We start from the raw sequence: 20354 nt of genomic DNA, 5'->3' as shown, positions 1-20354 counted from the left end.
GCGTCCACCGGCGTGGCCTGCCTCTGGCGTCCATCGACATTCACGGCTTGACGCCTTTGCAGGGGCCAAGGTCCTGCATGGGCTTGTCCGGGCATCCACGCGGACCCGCTGGCATCGGCGTTTCCAAGGTTCGCGCGCGCGCCCCGGCCATGACGACCGGTCGATGAAAGACAATGGCGCGCACCGGCCGTCAGGCGCATCGACGATGCACCACGCCGCTGAATGCCGATCGGACCTAGGCCGGCACCGTCGCGCCATCCTTCACCCGCACCGGAATGGTGAGATAATGCACGCCATTGGCCGAGGCGGGCGGGAACCGGCCAGCGCGCATATTGACCTGGATCGAGGGCAGCAGCAGCACCGGGGCGGCGAGCGTCGCGTCGCGGGCGGTGCGCATCGCCACGAACGCATCCTCGCCCACGCCTTCCCGCACATGCACATTATGGTCCCGCTGGTCCGCCACCGTGGTTTCCCAGGCATAGGCGTCGCGGCCCGGCGCCTTGTAATCGTGGCACATGAAAAGGCGGGTCTGCGGCGGCAGGGCCAGCAGGCGACGGATCGAACGATAGAGCTGGTGCGCATCCCCGCCGGGGAAATCGGCCCGCGCGGTGCCGTAATCGGGCATGAACAGCGTGTCGCCCACGAACACCGCATCGTCGAGCTTGTAGGACACATCGGCCGGCGTGTGGCCGGGCGTGTAAAGCACCTCGACGTCGAGCGTGCCGATGGCGAAATGGTCGCCATCCGCGAACAGTTGGTCGAAATCGCTGCCGTCGGCCTTGAGGTCGGTGGCGTTGAACACCGGCCGGAAGATGCGCTGCACCTGGATGATCTGCGCGCCGATGCCGATCCGTGCGCCGGTACGCGCCTTGATGAAGGGCGACCCAGAGAGATGGTCCGCATGGACGTGGGTTTCCAACGCCCAGGCGATTCGGTAGCCCTGGCGCGCCGCCGCCGCGAGCACCGCCTCCACCGAGCGGGTGTCCACGGTTCCTGACTTGTGATCATAGTCGAGCACCGGATCAATCACCGCGGCCTCGCCCGTGGCGGGATCGGCGACGAGATAGGTCACGGTGTGGGTCGGCTCGTCGAAAAACGCCTGGATGATGGCAGGGGTCGCGTTGGTAGGAGTCGGCATGGCATCCGTCCTTTCGCGGCTTTGGCCGCAGGTTATTTTACGGTCTGAAATGTGAAATTTCGGAGGCGACGTGCGGCGGGCGGGGCGGCGGAGGAAATCTTTGCCGGGTCGCGCCCTCGCCAAATTGCCGGCATAAGGGTAATTCTGAAATTCGCGCCAACGCCCGGCGCCCGCAGGAGAAACGAGTGACGCACCGCGCGCCTTCCCCACCCCCTGTGGCTTCCCCTTCTCCCGAGGCGACGCGCCGCGAGGCGCTGATCCGGGGATTGCGTCTTGGCGGAGGGCTCGCCTCGGCGGCGGCGCTGGCGGCATGCGCGGGGGACCTCGGCGGCAAGGCGGTGGATCTCGGCCCGCAGCCCGGACCCGCCAATGTGCCGCCTCCGGTCGCGAACGGCCCGGCGGTGGCGCTCATCCTGCCGCTCGGCGCCCAGGGCAATGCCGGCCTGGTCGGCCAGTCCATGCGCAATGCGGCCGAACTCGCCATTGCCGAGGGCGGGGCGCCGATTTTCCAATTGATCGTGAAGGACGACGCCGGCAACAGCCAGGGCGCGCGCGCGGCGGCGGAAGCGGCGGTCAATGAAGGCGCGCGCATCATCCTCGGCCCGCTGTTCGCCCATTCGGTGGGTGCGGTCTCCCAGGTGGCGCGGGCGCGCGGCGTTCCGGTGATCGCCTTTTCCACCGACACCAATGTCGCCGCCCCGGGCGTCTATCTGCTGAGCTTCCTGCCGCAGAGCGATGTGGACCGGATCGTGCGCTATTCCGTCTCCCAGGGCCGGCGCTCGTTCCTCGCCATGATTCCCGAAAATGCCTATGGCTCGGTCACCGAAGGCGCGCTCCAGCAGGCGGCGGCCGATACCGGGGGGCGCGTCATGAGCATCGAGCGCTTCACGCCCGCCAAGCTTGCCGACGCGGCGCGCCGCATCGCTACCGTGGCGCCCCAGGCGGACGCGGTGTTCATTCCCGATTCCGCCGACCAGGTGGCGAACGTGGTGCAGCAGCTTGCCGCCGCGGGCGTCGATTTGAAGAAGGTGCGTCCCCTCGGCACCGGGCTGTGGGACAATCCGACCCTGATCGCCGATCCGCGCATGGATGGCGGCCAGTTCGCGGCGCCGGACAGTTCCGGCTGGCGCAGCTTTTCCCAGCGCTACCGCCAGCGGTTCGGAAGCGACCCGGTGCGCACCGCCACCTTGTCCTATGACGCGGTCTCCCTGGTGTCGGCGATCCTGCGCACCCAGGGCCCGGAGGGCCTCAGCGCGGCCACGCTGACCAATCCCTCGGGCTTCAACGGGGTGGACGGGCCGTTCCGGTTCCGGGCCGACGGCACCAACGAGCGCAGCCTCGCGGTGATGGAGATCCGGAGCGGCAGCGCCCAGGTGGTCAGCCCGCCGCCCCGCACCTTCGGAAGCTGAGACGCGCCACCCGGGGCCGGCGTCTCGCCACGGCACGGTTTTCTCGCCGCCATTTTGCGCTATAGCTGCGCGCGCGTCCGCTGGGCGCGGCCAACGGGCACTAGGAAGGACGAACGGGCCATGAAAGTGATTGCACCTTTGGCGGGCCTTATTCTCGCCGTTTCGGGTTTCGCGGCTCTGGCCCAGGCGCCGGCTCCCGCCCCGTCGGCGCCCGCCGCCAGCGCGCCTGCGGCGCCCGCCGCTCCCGCCCCGCTGGCCGGTGACAAGGGGCCCGGCACCACCACCGCCGGCACGCCGCGCCGGCCGGAAGTGCAGATCTCCCGTCCCATCGAGATGATGCTCACCCAGCAGGCGGTGAGCATGAGCTATGACGGCAAGTCCTTGGTGCTCACGGGCGTCGCGCCGCTCACCACCTTCGCGGTGGACCGGCCCGAGCGCATCGGCGGCACCATGACCACCGAGCAGTTCGCCAAGCTGTGGAACGTCACCGCCGACATCTTCAAGAATGATCCGCCCAACGCCGCGCTGACCATCCTCGGCGATACGCCAACCCAGGTGGTGGTGGAATTGTCCCATGTGACCCAGTCCGGTTCGACGCTCACCTTCGAAGTGGGCCTGCTGGACGGCGATCTGCCCGCCAAGGGCGGCCCGGTGACGCTGGTGATGGCGCCCACCGTCTATCGTCCGCTCAATCATGCCGGGCCGTTCCTGCGCTGCTGGTGGAGCCCCTATTGGGTGCAGCGCGTGTGCCGCGCCGCCTGGTGAGCCTGCGCGATCCGACCTCTGAGTGAAACGGCGCCTTCGGGCGCCGTTTTCGTTAGAGCACTTCATCGTTCTGAGAAGCGCCGAAGTGCTCTAACTTATTGTATTATCGCATTTTATTTACACGACCCGGTGTCCGCTTCGCTCGAAAATGCTCTAGGCGGCGAGGCGCGCGCGCAGCACGCCGTCGTGCCATTGCTCCATTTCCAGATGCGCGCCGTCGTCGCTGATCACCCGCCACGCGCCGTTCGGATGCGGCAGGCCGTGCAGCGCCACCGGCAGGGCGCGGCTTTTCAGGCGAATCACGGGGGCGGCATGGGCATAGCCGGCATGGGGCAGGCCCAGGACATGGTGCGCGATCGCCTCGGCCTGCTTGGCGATGGGCTCGATGAAGCGGCAGGGCGCGCCCGCGATGCTGACGCAATCGCCCAGGGCATAGATGCCCTCGACACTGGTGCGCAGGCTGACCGGGTCCACGGCGATGCCGCGCTGAAAGGCGAGTCCGGCTGAGCGCGCGAGCCGGCCCGCCGTCGCAAGCCCGGTGGCCGAGACCACGATATCGGCGCCGAGCACTTCGCGATCGCCGGCGGCGTTCTTCGTGAAGAGGATGGGGTTGCCGTGATGGCCCCGTTCGGCGCGCTCGACCGAAATGCCGCCGAGAAACCGCACGCCGAGCCCCTCCAGCCGCAGGCGCAGCCGCTCGGCCGCGAGGGGCGGCAGCAGCGCGGCGAGCGGCGCGACCTCCTTGTCCAGCAGCGTCACCGTGTGCCCCGCGCGGGAAAAATCCTCCGCCAGTTCGCAGCCCACGAGGCCCGCGCCGACGATCAGGATCGCGCGCGGCGCGCCGTCGAGATGGGCGGCAAGTCCGCGCCAGGCGTCCAGATCGTTCACGCGCCAACACAGGTCCGCCGGCAAGGCGGCCGGCAGCGCGGGCCGCGCGCCCTGGGCGAGCACGAGATGGTCATAGGGCAAGGGCCCGGATGTGGTGCGCAGGCGCCGCCGGACGGGGTCGATGCCCATTGCAAAGGTCCCGGCGCGCAGATGCACACCCAGCCGGGCCGCCATATGCGCCCCGCTCTCCTTGCGCAGTTTCTCCACGGTCAGCCCGCGCTGGAGCGCGATGGAGAGTTCCGGCTTGTGATAGACGTCGCCGGCGCAGGACGTGACCAGGGTGATGGGCACGCGTGAATCCAGCGCGCGCAAGGCTTCCGCCACTGCGCGGCCGGCAATGCCGGCGCCGACGATGACCACGCCGGGCGTGCGCGCGCGATGCACCACGGGGGTCGCAGGCGCCGCGAGGGGCGCGGCGTGGACATAGGGCTCGAAATCGGATTTGCGCACGCCGCAGATCGGGCATTCCCACTCCTCGGGAATATCCTCGAACCGCGTGCCGGGGGCGATGCCGCTGTCCGGGTCGCCCTCCTTCTCGTCATAGATCATGCCGCAGGCGCGGCAGATATATTGGCGCCAGACGATTTCCGAGGTGTCGGTCGCGCTCATGCGGGCATCTCCTCGCGCGAGAGGCGGGCCATTTCCCAGCGCAGATGCTTGATGGCGGGGGTCACGATGGCGATGAAATGCGCCTCGCGCACCCGCCGCTGGGGAGCGGAGGACATCAGATAGCCGCGCGCGCCCTGATGCAGCAGCGCCGATTGCGTCGCCCGCAGCGCCAGCTCGGCGCCCTGGGCGCGCGTGTCGAGCACGTCGAGGAAATAGTCCGGATCCTGCTCGAATGGGGTTTGCGCCAGCATCAGCGCATGGGCGGTCAGTTCGTCCAGCTCGGCCTGGATCTCGTCCGGGCGGTCGGAGAGGTGGCGATTCACATGGCCGAGGGCCGGTTCCACCTCGCGCATGGAATCCACCGCGCCCTGGATCACGCCGACCGCCATGCCCGCCTGCAGCAGGATGAACGCGCCACGGATGCGCTTGATGAAAGGTCGCGCGGGATCGGCCACCAGATCCTGCTCGGCGACGAAATAATCATCGAGCCGGATGCCGAAGGTGGAGGTGCCCTCCATGCCCGAGAATTGCGGGCATTGGCGCAGCTCCACCGGCGGGTCGCAGCGCAGGATGAACATGATCTCGTGCGAGGGCGTATCGTCGTCGCGATAAACGCGCGCGATGGCGCCGCAATATTGGCCGGGCGCGATATGGCTGACCCAGGGCAAGGTACCGCTCACCAGATAGCCGCCCACGGTCTTGCGCGCCCGCAGCAGCATGGGCTCGATTTCGGCGAGCGCCTTCATGGGGTTGGACAGGGCCGTGCCGCCAAACGTGCGCCCCGCCGCATGGTCCTCCAGCATCCGCCCCATGAGCGCGGGATTGTCCGACTGCTCCATGTAGAGCCCGCACACGTCGTGCGCCCACATGAGGAAGCCAGTGGCCCCGCAGACCCGGCTCGCGGCGCCCATCGCCGCGAGCGCGGTATCGAACCGCGCGCCGTTGCGGGCCAGGTGCGCGCCGAGGGCCCCCGCCCCGCCGAGTTCGGCCAGGATCTCCAGCGGATAATGACCATGGTCGATGCGGTTCACCGCCGCCCGCAGCGGCCCGCCGGCGATGGCGGTGGCGCGAGAGAGGATATCGTCCCCATGGCCTGCCTCGGGTCCGGCAGGGGGATGCGACTGGGCAAGCGTCATCGTGGCCTCCGGCGCAGGGGCGGTTTCGGTCAGAGTGTGGGGGAGGGGGGGGCGGAGCGTGCGACGAAGGAAAGGTCGGCGCGAGGCGGGCCAGGGCAGGAGCCTCGCGCCGACCCCCCCTTCAGTCAGCGAGGCCGATACTGAAGGGGATCGGATTGCGCATGGTGTTGGCGACGGGCGAGAAATAATTCGCGCGCTTGACGATCTCGTCCAGCTCCTCGCGGCTCGCGTCGCCTTCGATGGTCACCGTCACGCGGATTTCCTGGAACCCCATCTGTGAGGGGTCGCGGTCCGCGCCGCCGGCACCCCAGGCGGCGGTGTTGCCGATGTCGCCTTCAACCCGCAGCTCCAGCTTGGAGAGCTTGACCTGCTTCCAGGTGGCGACGGCGGTGATGCCGACCGCAAGGCACCCACCGAGCGCCGAGAGGACGATCTCTCCCGGGGCGGGGGCGGTGTTCTCGCCGAACAGATGCAGCGGCTCGTCCACCACCACCGGCTTGTGGTCGCCCACATAGTTCAGGGTGCGATACTGCCCTTCGACCACGGTGTGCACCACATTGGTGCCCCGCCGCTCGGGGTTCTCGCGGCCCTTCGCGGCGAAGCCGAGCAGGCCCTCGCGATCAATCGGGCGCAGATAGGTCGTCACGGTCTTCACGGCATTGGTCGTGTCGTTCACTGGGAGCTTCCTTTCGAAAGGGGTCTGAGGCCCGTGCCGCGGACGGCATTCACGAAGACAACAGCAAGCCCTGTGCCACTTTCCTGCGCACCGGAAAAATGGGTCAGAACATCACACGCCGCAACACATTTTATCAGAGAGTGGTGCTCCAGAACCGTTTCTTAACAGGGATAATGAGGTCGACATTGTCGACATTGTTTACAATGTAAGCACCTCAGATCTCGCCGAGTGCCCCGTCTTCGCCTTTCATCCCCGCCTTCTCCCACCGATAGGCGAATTGCCGGGCGGTGAGGCCGAGGCTCTGGGCGGCGCGCGATTTGTTGCCGCCGCTCTGCGCCAGCGCCCGCCGCAGGTCTTCGGCCGAGTGGGAGCCGGCCCGCAGATAAGGCCGGAAGGCCGGCCCGCCGCGCCCAGCGACGAGGCCGCGCGGTGCCGCATCCTCCTCGCCACCCTGGCTGGAGACATGCGCCATGGCCGAGAGGAACGGCGCGAGGTCGCTCCCGGTGAGGGAGGGCTTGTCGGCCAGCAGGACCAGGCGCTCGATGAAATTGGACAATTGGCGGATGTTGCCCGGCCAGGGGTGTTCGCGCAGCCGCGCCATGGCGTCGGCGGTCAGATTGACGTTGCGCTGGTTCGCCTCGTTGAACCGGCTGACGAAATGCATCGCCAAGGCGGGAATGTCGTCGCGCCGCTCGGCGAGCGTCGGCAGGCGGATCGGGATCACATTGATGCGGTAATAGAGGTCCTCGCGGAACCGGCCGGCGGCGACCTCGCGTTCCAGGTTGCGATTGGTGGCGGCGACCAGGCGCGCATCCACCTTGATCTCCTTCTTGCCGCCGAGCCGCGTGACGGTGCCTTCCTGGAGGGTACGCAGCAATTTGGTCTGCATGGCGAGCGGCAATTCGCCGATCTCGTCCAGCAGGATGGTGCCGCTGCCGGCCTGCTCGAACCAGCCCGCGCGCGCCTCGCTCGCTCCCGTGAAGGCGCCGCGCTCGTAGCCGAACAGCTCGGATTCGAACAGGCTCTCGGGAATGGCCGCGCAATTGACCTTGATGAACGGCCGGTCGCGGCGCGGGCTCGCCAGATGCAGCGCGCGGGCGAACACCTCCTTGCCGGTGCCGGATTCCCCCAGCAGCAGCACGTTGGCGTTTGCGGCCGCCACCAGTTCCAGTTCCGCGAGCGCCTTGAGCAAAGCCGGCGCGGTGCCGATGATGCCATAGCGCGCGCTGTGGGTTTCGAGCGCGCGGGCGAGCATCTGGTTGTGCGCCTCCAGCGCGCGGGTCTTGCGGTCGAGAATCTCGTTCAGCTCCAGGACCTGGCCGGCGAGGGTGGCACAGATGCGCAGGATGGTGATGTCGTCGGAAAACGGCCGGCTCCGGTTGCGAATGCGGTGGCAGCCGAGCACGCCCACGGTGCGCCGGTCCACGCGGATGGGGATCACCAGAAACGCCACCGGCTCCTGGGGCAAGGTGGTGCGATCCACCGCGCGGAACAGGAAATCCGGCTCCTGGTCGATATCCTGCACGATGATCAATTGTTCATGCGCCAGCGCCCGCCCGGTGATGCCTTCGCCGGCCCGATAGACGCCGCGCGCCTTCTCGGGCGCAGTGAGGCCATAGGCATACTGGATCTTGAAAAGCGCGCTCTCGGCGTCCCACAGCACGATGCGGCCGCGGTTGAGGCCCAGCATCTCGGACAGGAGATGCAGCATCTCGTGGAGGATATTCTCCACCTGCAGCCCCTTGCCGATCAGCCCGATGATTTGCTGGATCAGCAGCATTTCCTGCGCGCGCCAATAGGCCGGGGGCTCATCCTCGTGCACGCCCTGCGCCGGCGTGTGGGCCTGGGCGGGGCTGCTGGCCATGCTCTGCAGCGCGCGCCCCCTCGGCTTTCCGCCCGTGTTCCTGCCCTCGTTCATCGCCCTTCCCGTCGCGCGCAAGTGCTCATCCTATCAGGGCGCAGGCGGGGATTTCCATGGAAACAGGCGCCACCCCTCGCAATCGAGGGCTTGCAATGCCATTTTGTTCTCACGAGAGAATCAGAAGGCGCCGCGCGAGCGGTGCCGCGAGAGCGAGCGCGTGTCCATTCCAGTCGAGCATAAGGGCCTGCGTCCCGCAGGCGAAGGCGTCGAGGCGCCGGCGTTGCGACCCGGCGGCATTGCCGCGCGTGCGCGCGCCGGCGGCGGGGCCGCGGCGCCCATGCCCAATTATTTGAACGGCCTCAATGCCGAGCAGCGCGCGGCGGTGGAAACCATCGACGGGCCGCTGCTGGTACTGGCCGGCGCCGGCACCGGCAAGACCCGCGTGCTCACGACGCGCATCGCCCATATCCTCAATCTCGGCCGTGCCTTCCCCTCCCAGATCCTCGCCGTGACCTTCACCAACAAGGCCGCGCGCGAGATGAAGGAGCGCATCCACTCCATGGTGGGGGATGCGGTGGAAGGCATGCCGTGGCTCGGCACCTTCCATTCCATCGGCGTGCGCATCCTGCGCCGCCATGCCGAGCTGGTGGGGCTGAAGAACGGCTTCACCATTCTCGATACGGACGACCAGATCCGCCTGCTCAAGCAGTTATTGGCAGCCGAGAATATCGACGACAAGCGCTGGCCGGCGCGCCTGCTGGCCAACACCATCGACGGCTGGAAGAATCGCGGCCTCTCGCCCCAGAACGTGCCGCCCGGCGAGGGATCGGCCTTCGCCAACGGCAAGGGGCAGATGCTCTATGCCGCCTATCAGGCGCGGCTGAAGGCGCTGAACGCGGTGGATTTCGGCGATTTGCTGCTGGAAGGCATCCGCCTGTTCCGCGAGAATCCCGATGTGCTGGCGGATTATCACCGCCGCTTCAAATATATCCTGGTGGACGAATACCAAGACACCAACGTCGCCCAATATCTGTGGCTGCGTCTCCTGGCTCAAGGGTCGCGGAACGTGTGCTGCGTCGGCGACGACGACCAGTCCATCTATGGCTGGCGCGGCGCCGAGGTGGACAACATCCTGCGCTTCGAGAGCGATTTCCCCGGCGCCACCGTGATCCGCCTGGAGCGCAATTATCGCTCCACCGGCCATATTCTGGCCGCGGCCTCCCATGTCATCGCCTTCAACCAGGGCCGTCTCGGCAAGACCTTGTTCTCCGAGGGCGAGATGGGGGAGAAGGTCGCCGTCACGGGCTCGTGGGACAGTGGCGAGGAAGCCCGCGCCATCGGCGACGAGATCGAGACCTTGCAGCGCGCCGGCCACCCGCTCTCGCAGATCGCCATCTTGGTGCGCGCCTCGTTCCAGATGCGCGAGTTCGAGGACCGGTTCGTCACGCTCGGCACGCCCTATCGCGTCATCGGCGGCCCGCGCTTCTATGAGCGCGCGGAAATCCGCGATGCGCTCGCCTATCTGCGCTGTGTGCTCTCCCCCGCCGACGATCTCGCCTTCGAGCGCATCGTCAACGTGCCCAAGCGCGGCATCGGCGATGCCACCTTGAAGCAGATCCACGATGTCGCCCGCGCGGCCGGCGTGCCGCTGCAGGAGGCGACGCGCGCGCTCACCGAGAGCGAGGAATTGAAGCCCAAGGTACGCGCCACCTTGCGCGGTCTGCTGGAGGCGTTCGAGCGCTGGCGCCGGCAATCCGGCGAGATGCCGCATACGGAGCTGGCCGAAATCGTCCTCGACGAGAGCGGCTACACCGAGATGTGGCAGAAGGACCGCTCCGCCGAGGCGGCCGGGCGGCTGGAAAACCTCAAGGAGCTGGTGCGCTCCATGGAGGGGTTCGAGAACCTGCAAGGGTTTTTGGAGCACATCTCTTTGGTCATGGATGCCGACAAGGGCGCCGGCGAGGATGCGGTCCAGATCATGACCCTGCATTCCGCCAAGGGGCTGGAATTCGACACCGTCTATCTGCCCGGCTGGGAGGAGGGGCTGTTTCCCCACCAGCGCGCGCTCGACGAGCAGGGCAAGGCGGGCCTGGAGGAAGAGCGGCGCCTTGCCTATGTGGGCATCACCCGCGCCCGGCTGTCCGCGCGGATCTATTTCGCCTCCAACCGGCGCATCCACGGCATGTGGAATTCCACCGTGCCGAGCCGGTTCCTGGACGAACTGCCCGACGCCCATGTGGAGGTGCAGGAATCCAAGGGCGGCTTCGGCTGGGGCGGCTCCAGCTATGGCGGCGGGTCCTATGGGGAAAGCCGGTTCGACCGCGCGGCCAAGGTGGAGCCTTTCTCCTCCACCTATTCCACGCCCGGCTGGCAGCGGGCGCAGAATGCCCGCGCGGCGGGTCATTCCGGGTCCGGGCAAGGTTCCAGCGGCGGCGCGTTCGGCGCGGGGCGCGGTGGCCGCGGCGCGGTGATCGAGGGCACCTTGCTGGCCTCGTCCACCGGTGGGTCTTCCAGCTTCAAGCGCGGCGAGCGGGTGTTCCACATCAAGTTCGGCTATGGCGAGATTTCCGGTATCGACGGCAACAAGCTCACCGTCCAGTTCGACAAGGCGGGTGAAAAGCGGGTGCTGGAGAGTTTCGTCGAGAAGGTGTGAGCCTTCCTTTCGGCAGATGCCGGGCGCAGACCTGTGCGCAGGGCACGGATTGCGCGGAAAAAGTGCGTCAAGCCGCTTCACAGCATCCCGGGTGGCGGTATTGTGAGGTTCGACCGCGTCTTGATGCCGGCGCACATTCCGGCCTGCTCTGATCAGCCGAGCCATGCCGATTGCCAATATTGCCCTGCTGCTGGTGGAGATGGCCGTCTATGGCAGCCTGATGCTCGGCCTGTTCCGGGCGCGGTTCCAGATCGGCCTTGGTCCATTTTTCTGCGCCATCGGGGCGATTCACGTGTTCGCCGTTTATCTGGCGATGTGCGTGTTCCTCACCTTGCCGTTCGGCCTCTCCGCCTCACCGGGATCGGTGGTGTTCTACACCGGCACGCTGAGCCTGCTGCTGATGACACACATGGTCGAGGGGCCGGATGTGGCGCGCCAGCCGGTGCTCGGCCTGTTGCTCGGCACCGTGGCGGTGGTGATCGCGGTCGCCTTTCTCGCGCTGGAGCAGGGGCGTGCGGGCGCCGCGCGGGCGGCGGACCTGACCGTGCTCAACCAGATGGGCATGCTCATGCTGTGGAGCACGCTGCTGCTGTTCCTGGAGAGCCTGGTCATCTTCCGCCTGTACGATCGGCTGCTGGTGGCGCTGCGCCGGCGCAGCCTGGCCGCCTCCTGGCTGACCCTTGCGCTGGTGTGCACCTTCGACCAGGTCTTCTTCTTCGGCGCCGTCTATCTGGTGTACGAGGTTCCGCTCTCGGCCGGTGTCGGAGGATGGATCGGCAAGCTGGTTGCTTCCGGCTTCTATTCGACCCTGATCTGGCAGTATCGGCGCCGGCTGGACGGCCCGGGATTGGCGACGGCGCTGCGGCGGGCCGGCGCGCCCCAGGTGCGGTTGCGGCACGATCCGGCCACCGGGGCGTTCCATCGCGGCCGTCTGGAGATGCTGTTTGCCGACCTGCTGAGCATCACCGGCGCCACCGGACGGCCCGTGAGCCTGATGGTGCTCGTGGTGGATGGCTTAAGAGCGCGAGGCGAGCCGCAGGACGCGGAACGGGCCGACAAGGATCTGCGCCGCATTGCCGATGCGCTCGCGCAGGGATTGCGCAGCGGCGATTATGTGGTGCGCTACGATGGGGATGCCTTCGCCATTCTCGCGCCCGGCCTTCCGCACATGGCGGCGACCCAGGTGGCGGAGGCGCTGCGCCAGCGGGTCGCTGCCCTCGTGATGCCGCCGGGCATCGAGGTTTTGCTGGCGATCGGGCTCGCCACGGCGCCCATGGACGGGGAAAGTGTTGCCAAGCTCTTGTCGGTGGCCGATGAGCGGGTCTATGCCGCACGGCAACTGGGTCGCGACCGCGTCATTGGCGCGTACGGGGCCTGAACCAAAGCGCCTCGCCGGAAAGTTCTCGATGTTTGAAGGTCTCCTCCCCAGCGACGCCACCCATTTCATGCGGGTCTCCGCCCCCGAGATGCAGGCCCGCCGCATCGCCGACCTGCTGGCGGAAAGTTTCGATCCGGCCGAGGTCGCGGTCGCCAATTTCGAACAGCCGGACGGCAGCTGGGCGGTCGAGGTCTATGCCGGAGAGGCGTTCGATGCCGATCGCCTGCGCGATCTGGTGGAAGTGGCCGCCGGCGCCGATCTCGCGGCGCAAGTGACATTCGGGGAATTGCAGGAAAAGGACTGGGTGGCCGCGAGCCTGGAAGGGCTGGCGCCGGTGCGGGTGGGGCCGTTCCATGTGCACGGGTCGCATGACCGCACACGGGTGCCGCCCAATGGCATCGGCATCGAGATCGAGGCCGCGCTTGCCTTCGGCACCGGCCACCACGGCACCACCCAAGGCTGCCTCGCGGCGATCGTGGATGCGGCGCGAATCGGCCGTCCGGGCAAGGTTCTGGATGTGGGCACGGGCACGGGCGTTCTTGCCATCGGCGCGGCGCGCCTCTTCCGCGTGCCGGTGGTGGCGAGCGACCTCGACGAAGTGGCGGTGCGCACCGCGCGCGAAAATGCCCGCGCGAATCTCGCCGGGCCTTATATCCGCATGGTGCTTGCGGCTGGCGCGGGCGCCGCGGCGGTGCGGCGGCCGGGTCCCTACGATCTGATCCTGGCCAATATCCTGCTGCCGCCGCTGAAGCGCCTCGCGCGTCCGCTGCGTCCGCTGCTGGCTTCCGGCGGAATAGTGGTTCTGTCCGGCCTGCTGCCGTCGCACGCCAATGCGGCGCTGGCCGCCTATCGGGCGCAGGGGCTGCAACTGGTCCGCCGCCGCGACATCGACGGCTGGACTACACTGACGCTCTCGGCATCCGGCGCGAAGCCGAAGCGCGTGTGGGCGGCATAGGGGGCGGCCTGCATCCACGGCACCGCGAGGCGCCTAGGCGCACTGACACGGGATCAGGCCGGGTCCGCGATCAGCGGATCAGGGGCGGAATGCGGCATCGGCCGGGGAGCAGATACGGCATTTCGCGCCGCGCCTTGGGGCGCAGCGGCTTCGGGCCGGTTCAATGAATGCCAGGAAAATCATAGACGTGGAGCACTTCTCCGATTTTGTTAAACGGAGAAGTGCTCCAAGAGGCCGTCATCGGGGGGAAGATGGCCGGCCTGAATGTTCGGTGTCCCGCCGTCGGTGGCGAGCGGTGCTCGGGAGAGCAACCCAGGGCGGCGGGTGTCACGCGCCCGGCGCCGGCTCACCTCTGGCGGATCACCTGCATGCAATCACTTGCGCGGGTCGAACCCGGTGCGCTGCATATAGGTGATGAAGTCGCGCTCGGCCTGGGCGGCGCGGGCGGCGACGATGGCATCGAAAATGCGCGCGAAAACGCCCTTGCGGACCTCGGCCGGCTTGGCGGCAACGGCGTCAGCCGTCTGGGAGGTCGAGAAGGAATCGGTCGAGAAAGTAACGGCGCCCATGACAGGCCTCCAACGCTTGGCCGCAACCGCGCGGCCCTTGATGCGATGCAATATGGGCTCTGTTGCATCGCACTAGAAGCGTTGTGTCAGCATGGCTGACCTGCATGGCATGCAGCGTCGGAAATAAGCATCCTGCAAGGAAATCGTGCATTCGGCCCCCGACGCCCATTGCCGAAGCTTGAGCCGAGCGGGCGGCGGCGTGCACTCAGCAGCGGGCGTCGAGGCCGATGCTGCGGCCGATGCCGTCCGGCTGGGGCAAGGCGGCATGGACAGAACGCATACCCGCCACCCGTTCCAGCACATCGTCCGCGAACGGTGCGGCGCGCTGGGAGACCCCGTCGATCTGCAAGGTCACTTGCTCACAGGTGGCGGCGACCCAGCCCTCGGTGCCGTGGTGAAGCGACAGGAACAGATGCAGGCGCTTCGCGTCATAATCCAGCAGGCGCATGGTGACCCGTACGTCGCCCACGGCCGGCAGCGGGCGCAGATAGAGCATATGAGCTTCGGCGGTGAAGAAGGAGACGCCGCGCGTGCGTACATATTGCGGACCGAGCCCAAGCAGCGCGAGGGATTCGGCAAAGGCGCGGTCGAACAGGACATTGTAATAAGCCATGGAGAGATGACCCTCGCCATCAATCCATTCCGGTTCGATCTTCATGGCGGAAGATACAAACGGAGCGAAAAACACCGGTTCGAAGTCGATCCTGTCCCACATGGCGCTCTCCCTGGTCGAGAGGGGGCACGGAATTCAATGAATTGCCTGCTTGCTGCGCAGTGTGCCGCGAGTTTTGACATTGGTCACTGTCGAAATGGCATAAGATTGGCGCCGATGCGGAGAGATCGTGCAGCCGTGCCGCACGGCGCTACCAACCGGCCCTCTTGCCGAATGCGCCCGGCCCGCTAATCTGCTGAGCCCGCTGGGGTCATGCGGCTTGATATTAAAGGATTCTTAAATGTTTGCTGCCGATGCCACGGTCACGCGCGACTCGATGCCGGGCCTGCGGGCGGCATTGGACGCATTGCAAGCGACGCTTGGTAACAAAGTCGTGACCTCGACTGCTGTTCGCGAGCAGCATGCAAATATCACCACTTATTTGCCTAACGAACCGGCAGACGCGGTTGTTTTCGCCCAGAGCACACAAGATGTGCAAACCGTTGTCAGCATCTGCGCGGCCCATCGAATACCGATCATCCCTTGGGGAACCGGGACCTCGCTGGAAGGTCAGGTCAACGCGCCGCAGGGTGGAATCTGTATCGACCTGTCTGGCATGAACCGAATTCTCGCAATTCACGCCGAGGACCTCGATTGCGTGATCGAGCCCGGCGTCACCCGCAAGCGGCTGAACGAAGACCTGCGCGATCAGGGCCTGTTCTTTCCCATCGACCCGGGCGCGGACGCCTCGCTCGGCGGCATGGCCTCCACCCGCGCCTCCGGCACCAATGCGGTGCGCTACGGTACCATGAAGGACAATGTCCTGGCGCTGAAAGCGGTGCTGCCGAATGGCGAGATCATCACCACCGCGCGCCGGGCGAAGAAATCTTCCGCCGGCTATGATCTCACCCGCCTGTTCGTGGGCTCGGAAGGCACGCTCGGCATCATCACCGAACTCACGCTGCGCCTCTACGGCATTCCCGAGACCATCACGGCGGGCGTGTGCCCCTTCGCCAGCATCGAGGATGCCTGCAACGCCGTCATCGCCACCATCCAGTCGGGCATTCCGGTCGCCCGCATCGAATTGCTGGATGAGGAGCAGGTGAAGGCCTCCAACGCCTATGCCAAGCTCGATCTGCCGGAAACGCCGCATCTGTTCGTGGAATTCCACGGCACGCAGGCCGGCGCCCATGAACAGGCGGACCAGTTTGGCGAGATTGCCGCTGAGTTCAACGGCGGCCCGTTCGTGTTCGCCGCCAAGGCCGAGGACCGCAGCCGCCTGTGGCAGGCGCGGCACGATGCCTATTGGTCGGTGCTGCCCATGCGGCCCGGTTCCAAGGCGGTGGCGACCGATGTGTGCGTTCCCCTTTCGCGCCTCGCCGAATGTGTCATGGAGACCAAGCGCGACATCGTCGAGATGGGGCTGATCGCCCCCATCGTCGGCCATGTGGGCGACGGCAATTTCCACACCACGCTGATGGTGGACGTGGAGGACCCCGCCGACCTCGCCAAGGCCAAGACCTTCATGTCGCGCCTGGTGGACCGGGCGCTCGCCATGGAGGGCACCTGCACCGGCGAGCACGGGGTGGGGCAGGGGAAGATGAAATATCTTTCCGCCGAGCATGGCGAAGCCACGCTGGACGCCATGCGGGCGATCAAGCGGGCGTTCGATCCGCAGAACATCATGAATCCGGGCAAGATCCTGAAAATCTGAGGGGCGCGCGCCACCGCGTCCATTGGATCGCCACCATCCCGACGTTACCATTCCGCGCTAGACTTCCCCAACGCGCCGGCTGCGGCGCGCCCCATGAAGCGAGGACCGGCTGGTGCAGGGCGTCCTGATCACGATTGCCTCGGCGGTGATCCTTGCCATCGTGGCGGCTTTCGCGGCGCCGTTCGTCGTGGATTGGACGGCGTGGCGCGGCGCGTTCGAAAGCCAGGCCAGCCGCACGCTCGGCGTGCCGGTGGTGATCCGCGGCAATATCTACGCCGACATCCTGCCTACCCCCCGCATCATCCTGCGCAATGTCTCCATCGGCGCGGACGCCGTCTCCACCGGTGCCGTGGCCGATGAAGTGCGGGCCGATCTCTCCCTCGGCGCGCTGGTGCGCGGCAGCGTGGAGGCGAAATCCCTCACCCTGGTGCATCCCCGCATGCGCCTCGTGCTGGACAGCGCGGGCCGGGTGGCCCTGCCGACGGGTGCCGCCGCGCCGGGGGGGCTCTCCATTTCCAGCCTCGTCATTCAAGGCGGCACGCTGGATGTGCTCGATCGCGGCGCCGACAGCACCCTGGCGTTCACCGGGCTCGAGCTGAAGGGCGAGGCCCGCACGCTGACCGGCCCGTTCCGGCTGGAAGGCGAGGTTGCGCTGGGGAGCCGGCGATACGGCACGCGGCTCAGCCTCGGGGCGTTCGGCGCCGAGGGCAGCCGCATGCGCCTGATCGCCGAGGAGCGGGCGCGGCCGCTGACCATTGATCTCGACGGCACCTTGCACCTCGACGGCGGCGCGCCGCGCTTCGAGGGGCGCGGCAGCCTCGCGCGTCGCCCGGCGGGCGCGGACAGCGGCACTCCTCCCGCGCCTGTCGGGGCGCAGCCGGTCCCGGCGGCGGAGCCGTGGCACGAATCCTGGCGTCTGTCCGGCGCGCTGCGCGCCAGCCCGCAGGCGGTGGTGGCGGAAACGCTGGACCTGTCGCTTGCCGATAGCGCCCGCCCCGTACAGCTCGCCGGCTCGGCGCGCCTTGCCCTCGGCCGCTCGCCGAGCCTGGAGGTGGTGCTCAACGCCCGCGCCCTCGATGCCGACGTGCTGCGCGCGCCGGCCGGGGCGGCCCCGCAGAGCGCGGCGGATTCCCTGGCCGCGCTGATGGCGGCGTTCGATGCCCTGCCGGCCCCCGATGTCCCCGCGCGCATCGGCGTGGCAGTGGAGCAGCTCACCTATGCCGGCACGGTGCTGCGGGATGCGCGGCTGGATCTTTCGGGCGCCGATGGCGGCTGGCGCATCGACGCGGCCGAGGCCAAGCTTCCCGGCCAGTCGGCCCTGCGCCTTTCCGGCGCGCCGGGGCGCGCGGGCGGGGCCGGCTTCACGGGCGATCTCGCCTTTTCCAGCGAGGATCCGGCCGCGTTCCTGCGCTGGGTCGCCCCGCGCGGCACGGCGGATGTCGCGGCGGCGGTCTCCGGGCCGGTCAAGCTCGTGGGGCAGATCACGGCGGGGGCGGGACGCTATGGGGTCCAGAATCTGGATGCCAGCTTCGGCGCCGCCGCGGTTTCTGGATCGGGACAATTTACCGACGGCGACCGCCCGCGCCTCGATCTTTCGTTGGCGGTGAGCGGGCTCGATCTCGATCCGCTGCTGGAGGGGCTGCGCCAGGGGCTCGCGCTGGCCGGCGGGGCGGTGGATGGCGGCATCGCGCTGGAGGGTCGCACCCTGAAGGCCGGTGGCCTTCCGCTCGGCGCCCTGTCGCTCGCCGCGGAGGGAGCGGGCGGCACCTGGACGCTCTCGCGCCTGACGCTGGACGATCTCGCGGGCCTGCATCTGGAAGGCAAGGGCAGCCTCACCCGGCTCGCGGCGCCGCTTCAGGGGCGGCTCGATTTTTCCGTCGCCGGCCCCAAGGCGGACGGCCTCGTGCCGCTGGCGCGGCTGCTATCGGGCGAGCGGGCGAGCGAGATCATGACGCGCCTGCTGCCGGTGGCGGCCCCGGTGACACTCACCGGCTCCGCCAGCTGGGGCGATGGCGGCGCGGCCGCGATGCGCCTGAACGGCACCCTCGGACAGCTCTCCGGCCATGCCGCCTTCGCGCCCGGCGTGGCCGGCGACGTGCCGCGCGTGGAGCTGACGCTTTCCGCGAGCGATGGGGCCCGCGCGCTCGAAGCGGCCGGGCTATCGGGCCTGCGCCCCGGCCTCGGTGCGGGACAATTGAATCTTACGCTCGTGCCATCCGGTACGGACGGCGCCGATCTCGACGCGCGCCTCGCCCTGGCCGATACGGTGGCGAGCGCCAAGGGCCCGGTGAAGATTGTCGGCGGGGTGCTTCAGCCGCGCCTCGCCATGCGCCTCGACGGCGCGGACGTGGCGAAGCTGTTCCTCGCCGCCGCGCCCGCCGCCGAGGGCGGTCCGGTGCCGGCCGCGCTGGGCTTCACCGTGTCGCGCGGCGGCGGGGCCTGGCAGCTGGAGGATCTGAAGGGCCTGCTCGGCGGCGCGCCGATCTCCGGCGCCCTGGCGGTCGAGGGCGGGGAGGTGCCGCGCGTCACCGGCCGGCTCGATCTCGATGCGCTCTCGCTGCCGCGCCTGATCGGCCTGTGGGGCGCGCGCAGCATCGGCCCGGAGGTGGGCAACGGCCCTTGGTCCGCCGCGCGCTTCGCCCCTGCGCCGGGTTCTCCGGTGGCGCTGACGCTGGATTTCACCACCCGCCAGCTGGATCTCAACGGCACCTATGGCCTGCAAGACGCTAAGGGGCGCGTGCAGGCACGCGACGCGACGCTGGAATTGCGCGATCTGTCCGGCGGCATCGGCGGCGGCACGCTCAACGGCTCGCTTACCTTGCGCCGTCGCCCGGAGATGGTGGCGGCGGAAGGCCATCTCGGCCTGGATGGCGTGGACCTCGCGGCCCTGGTGCAGCCGCTGGCGCCGCGCGCGCCGCCGGCCGGGCGCCTGACCTTGTCCGTCGACATGGGCGGCGTCGGCCGCTCGCCGCTGGCGCTCGTGCAGAGCCTGTCGGGCCAGGGCACGCTCAGCGTCCAGTCCCTCGCGCTTCCCGCCGCCGATCCGCATGCCATCGAAAGCGTGCTGGCCGATACCGCAGCCGGCGCCCCGCCCGACGAGCGGCGGGTGGTGCAGATGTTCGATCGTGCCCTCGCGCGCGGCCCGCTGAAACTGGCCGCCGTCGACAGCACGCTCAGCCTCGTGAACGGCGTGGTGCGACTCTCCAACGCGCGTGCCCCGGCCGATGGCGCACGCGCCACCTTCTCCGGCACCCTGGACCTGGCCCGCCTGTATCTCGACGGCACGCTGGATCTGGAATCGGCGGAAGCCGGCGGGGCGGTGCCCGGCGGCACCGTATCCTGGCGCGGACCCATCGCCGCCCCCGAGCGGCGGGTGAGCGCGCCGGCGCTGGTTGCCGCCATCTCCATGCGCGCCATCGAGCGGGAAACCCGCCGGCTGGAAGAGCGCCAGGGCCTCGTGCCCGCCCCTGCCGCCGGCAGCAGCACCACGCTGCCCGCATCGGCGCCGCCGGCTCCATCCTCGCCCGCGCCGACGCCGATCTCCGCGCCCAATGCTCCGCCTCCGGCGGCGCCCCTCCCGGCCGCGTCCGCGCAGCCGGCGCCGGTGCAATCCGCCCCCGCGCCATCCCCGGCGCAGCCGTCTTCCGCCGCAGCGCGCGAAACCGCGGAGCCCGCGAATGGCGAGGAGACGCGCAGCCGCGCGCCGGCCCATTCCAACCCGCCACGGCAGGCCAGCGAGCGCAGCCGCGCGGCCGCTCCGCCGCTGGCGCCGCCCATCGAGATCGGACCCACGGGTCGAACGCGTCCCGTCCGTCCCTCGCTGCCCCCGGATGGCGGGAGCTTTGCCGCGCCGACGCCCGGCTTCGGCAATCTCACGCGCCCGCCGGCCCTGGTGCCCGGCGAGTGAGGCCTTGGCGCATGTGCGTCCTGAGGTGCGACCGCCTGGGCCGG

At 68.7% G+C, this 20354-nt stretch carries 14 protein-coding genes; 7 read left to right on the top strand and 7 right to left on the bottom strand.

Going from position 1 to position 20354, the window contains the following annotated elements; genetic code table 11:
- Positions 1-235: 235 nt before the first annotated feature.
- A complete protein-coding gene (locus V5F78_RS17135; protein WP_394067395.1) occupies positions 236-1138 on the bottom strand; it encodes an MBL fold metallo-hydrolase in 903 nt (300 codons plus the stop codon).
- Positions 1139-1323: 185 nt separating this feature from the next.
- Between V5F78_RS17135 and V5F78_RS17130 the strand changes: the two genes are divergently transcribed.
- Positions 1324-2547: a penicillin-binding protein activator gene (locus V5F78_RS17130; protein ID WP_394067393.1), complete on the top strand. Its 1224-nt coding sequence runs from the start codon at positions 1324-1326 to the stop codon at positions 2545-2547.
- A gap of 120 nt (positions 2548-2667) precedes the next feature.
- On the top strand, positions 2668-3312 hold the full coding sequence (locus V5F78_RS17125) for a hypothetical protein (protein ID WP_394067391.1): 645 nt from the start codon (positions 2668-2670) through the stop codon (positions 3310-3312).
- A 153-nt stretch (positions 3313-3465) separates the two neighbouring features.
- Here V5F78_RS17125 and V5F78_RS17120 read toward each other — a convergent pair whose 3' ends face one another.
- The 4 genes from V5F78_RS17120 to V5F78_RS17105 form a co-directional block, all read right to left on the bottom strand.
- Positions 3466-4809, bottom strand: coding sequence for an FAD-dependent oxidoreductase (locus V5F78_RS17120; protein ID WP_394067390.1), 1344 nt, complete (start codon positions 4807-4809; stop codon positions 3466-3468).
- Entirely contained in the window at positions 4806-5945 is a 1140-nt protein-coding gene (locus V5F78_RS17115; RefSeq protein ID WP_394067388.1) for an acyl-CoA dehydrogenase family protein, read from the bottom strand. Before V5F78_RS17115 ends, V5F78_RS17120 begins: the two co-directional genes overlap by 4 nt.
- A 121-nt stretch (positions 5946-6066) precedes the next feature.
- Positions 6067-6621: an OsmC family protein gene (locus V5F78_RS17110; RefSeq protein ID WP_394067386.1), complete on the bottom strand. Its 555-nt coding sequence runs from the start codon at positions 6619-6621 to the stop codon at positions 6067-6069.
- Positions 6622-6835: 214 nt separating this feature from the next.
- Entirely contained in the window at positions 6836-8401 is a 1566-nt protein-coding gene (locus tag V5F78_RS17105; protein ID WP_394067850.1) for a sigma 54-interacting transcriptional regulator, read from the bottom strand.
- Positions 8402-8726: 325 nt separating this feature from the next.
- On the opposite strand from V5F78_RS17105, the gene V5F78_RS17100 reads away from it, so the two are divergent.
- The 3 genes from V5F78_RS17100 to V5F78_RS17090 all read left to right on the top strand — a co-directional run bounded on the left by V5F78_RS17100 (position 8727) and on the right by V5F78_RS17090 (position 13468).
- Entirely contained in the window at positions 8727-11135 is a 2409-nt protein-coding gene (locus V5F78_RS17100) for an ATP-dependent helicase (protein WP_445322279.1), read from the top strand.
- A 163-nt stretch (positions 11136-11298) separates the two neighbouring features.
- Positions 11299-12513 (top strand): GGDEF domain-containing protein, encoded by a 1215-nt coding sequence (locus V5F78_RS17095; RefSeq protein ID WP_394067384.1) that lies wholly within the window; start codon positions 11299-11301, stop codon positions 12511-12513.
- 28 nt (positions 12514-12541) lie between these two features.
- A complete protein-coding gene (locus V5F78_RS17090; protein WP_394067382.1) occupies positions 12542-13468 on the top strand; it encodes a 50S ribosomal protein L11 methyltransferase in 927 nt (308 codons plus the stop codon).
- 374 nt (positions 13469-13842) lie between these two features.
- Here the strand turns inward: V5F78_RS17090 and V5F78_RS17085 are convergent, their stop codons facing one another.
- Both V5F78_RS17085 and V5F78_RS17080 read right to left on the bottom strand, forming a co-directional pair.
- Positions 13843-14037: a hypothetical protein gene (locus V5F78_RS17085; protein ID WP_394067380.1), complete on the bottom strand. Its 195-nt coding sequence runs from the start codon at positions 14035-14037 to the stop codon at positions 13843-13845.
- Positions 14038-14242: 205 nt separating this feature from the next.
- Positions 14243-14752 carry a thioesterase family protein gene (locus V5F78_RS17080; protein WP_394067378.1) on the bottom strand — a complete coding sequence of 170 codons (510 nt, stop codon included), beginning with the start codon at positions 14750-14752 and terminating at the stop codon, positions 14243-14245.
- 274 nt (positions 14753-15026) lie between these two features.
- Here V5F78_RS17080 and V5F78_RS17075 point away from each other — a divergent pair, with 274 nt between their 5' ends.
- Positions 15027-16403: an FAD-binding oxidoreductase gene (locus tag V5F78_RS17075; protein ID WP_394067846.1), complete on the top strand. Its 1377-nt coding sequence runs from the start codon at positions 15027-15029 to the stop codon at positions 16401-16403.
- 112 nt (positions 16404-16515) lie between these two features.
- The gene (locus tag V5F78_RS17070; protein ID WP_394067376.1) at positions 16516-20310 is read left to right on the top strand and encodes an AsmA family protein; all 3795 of its coding nucleotides are present in this window, start codon (positions 16516-16518) and stop codon (positions 20308-20310) included.
- The last annotated feature ends 44 nt before the right edge of the window (positions 20311-20354 follow it).

This window comes from Roseixanthobacter glucoisosaccharinicivorans, assembly GCF_043195095.2.
Classification (GTDB): Bacteria; Pseudomonadota; Alphaproteobacteria; order Rhizobiales; family Xanthobacteraceae; genus NCEH01.
This window is presented reverse-complemented; position numbering and strand designations above follow the sequence as displayed.

Excerpts from the sequence above, each read along its gene's own strand:
- V5F78_RS17085 (WP_394067380.1), bottom strand. The coding sequence starts at position 14,037 with ATGGGCGCCGTTACTTTCTCGACCGATTCCTTCTCGACCTCCCAGACG.
- V5F78_RS17075 (WP_394067846.1), top strand. The coding sequence starts at position 15,027 with ATGCCGGGCCTGCGGGCGGCATTGGACGCATTGCAAGCGACGCTTGGT.
- V5F78_RS17105 (WP_394067850.1), bottom strand. The coding sequence starts at position 8,401 with ATGCTGCTGATCCAGCAAATCATCGGGCTGATCGGCAAGGGGCTGCAG.
- V5F78_RS17090 (WP_394067382.1), top strand. The coding sequence starts at position 12,542 with ATGTTTGAAGGTCTCCTCCCCAGCGACGCCACCCATTTCATGCGGGTC.
- V5F78_RS17125 (WP_394067391.1), top strand. The coding sequence starts at position 2,668 with ATGAAAGTGATTGCACCTTTGGCGGGCCTTATTCTCGCCGTTTCGGGT.
- V5F78_RS17115 (WP_394067388.1), bottom strand. The coding sequence starts at position 5,945 with ATGACGCTTGCCCAGTCGCATCCCCCTGCCGGACCCGAGGCAGGCCAT.
- V5F78_RS17080 (WP_394067378.1), bottom strand. The coding sequence starts at position 14,752 with ATGTGGGACAGGATCGACTTCGAACCGGTGTTTTTCGCTCCGTTTGTA.
- V5F78_RS17095 (WP_394067384.1), top strand. The coding sequence starts at position 11,299 with ATGCCGATTGCCAATATTGCCCTGCTGCTGGTGGAGATGGCCGTCTAT.
- V5F78_RS17120 (WP_394067390.1), bottom strand. The coding sequence starts at position 4,809 with ATGAGCGCGACCGACACCTCGGAAATCGTCTGGCGCCAATATATCTGC.
- V5F78_RS17135 (WP_394067395.1), bottom strand. The coding sequence starts at position 1,138 with ATGCCGACTCCTACCAACGCGACCCCTGCCATCATCCAGGCGTTTTTC.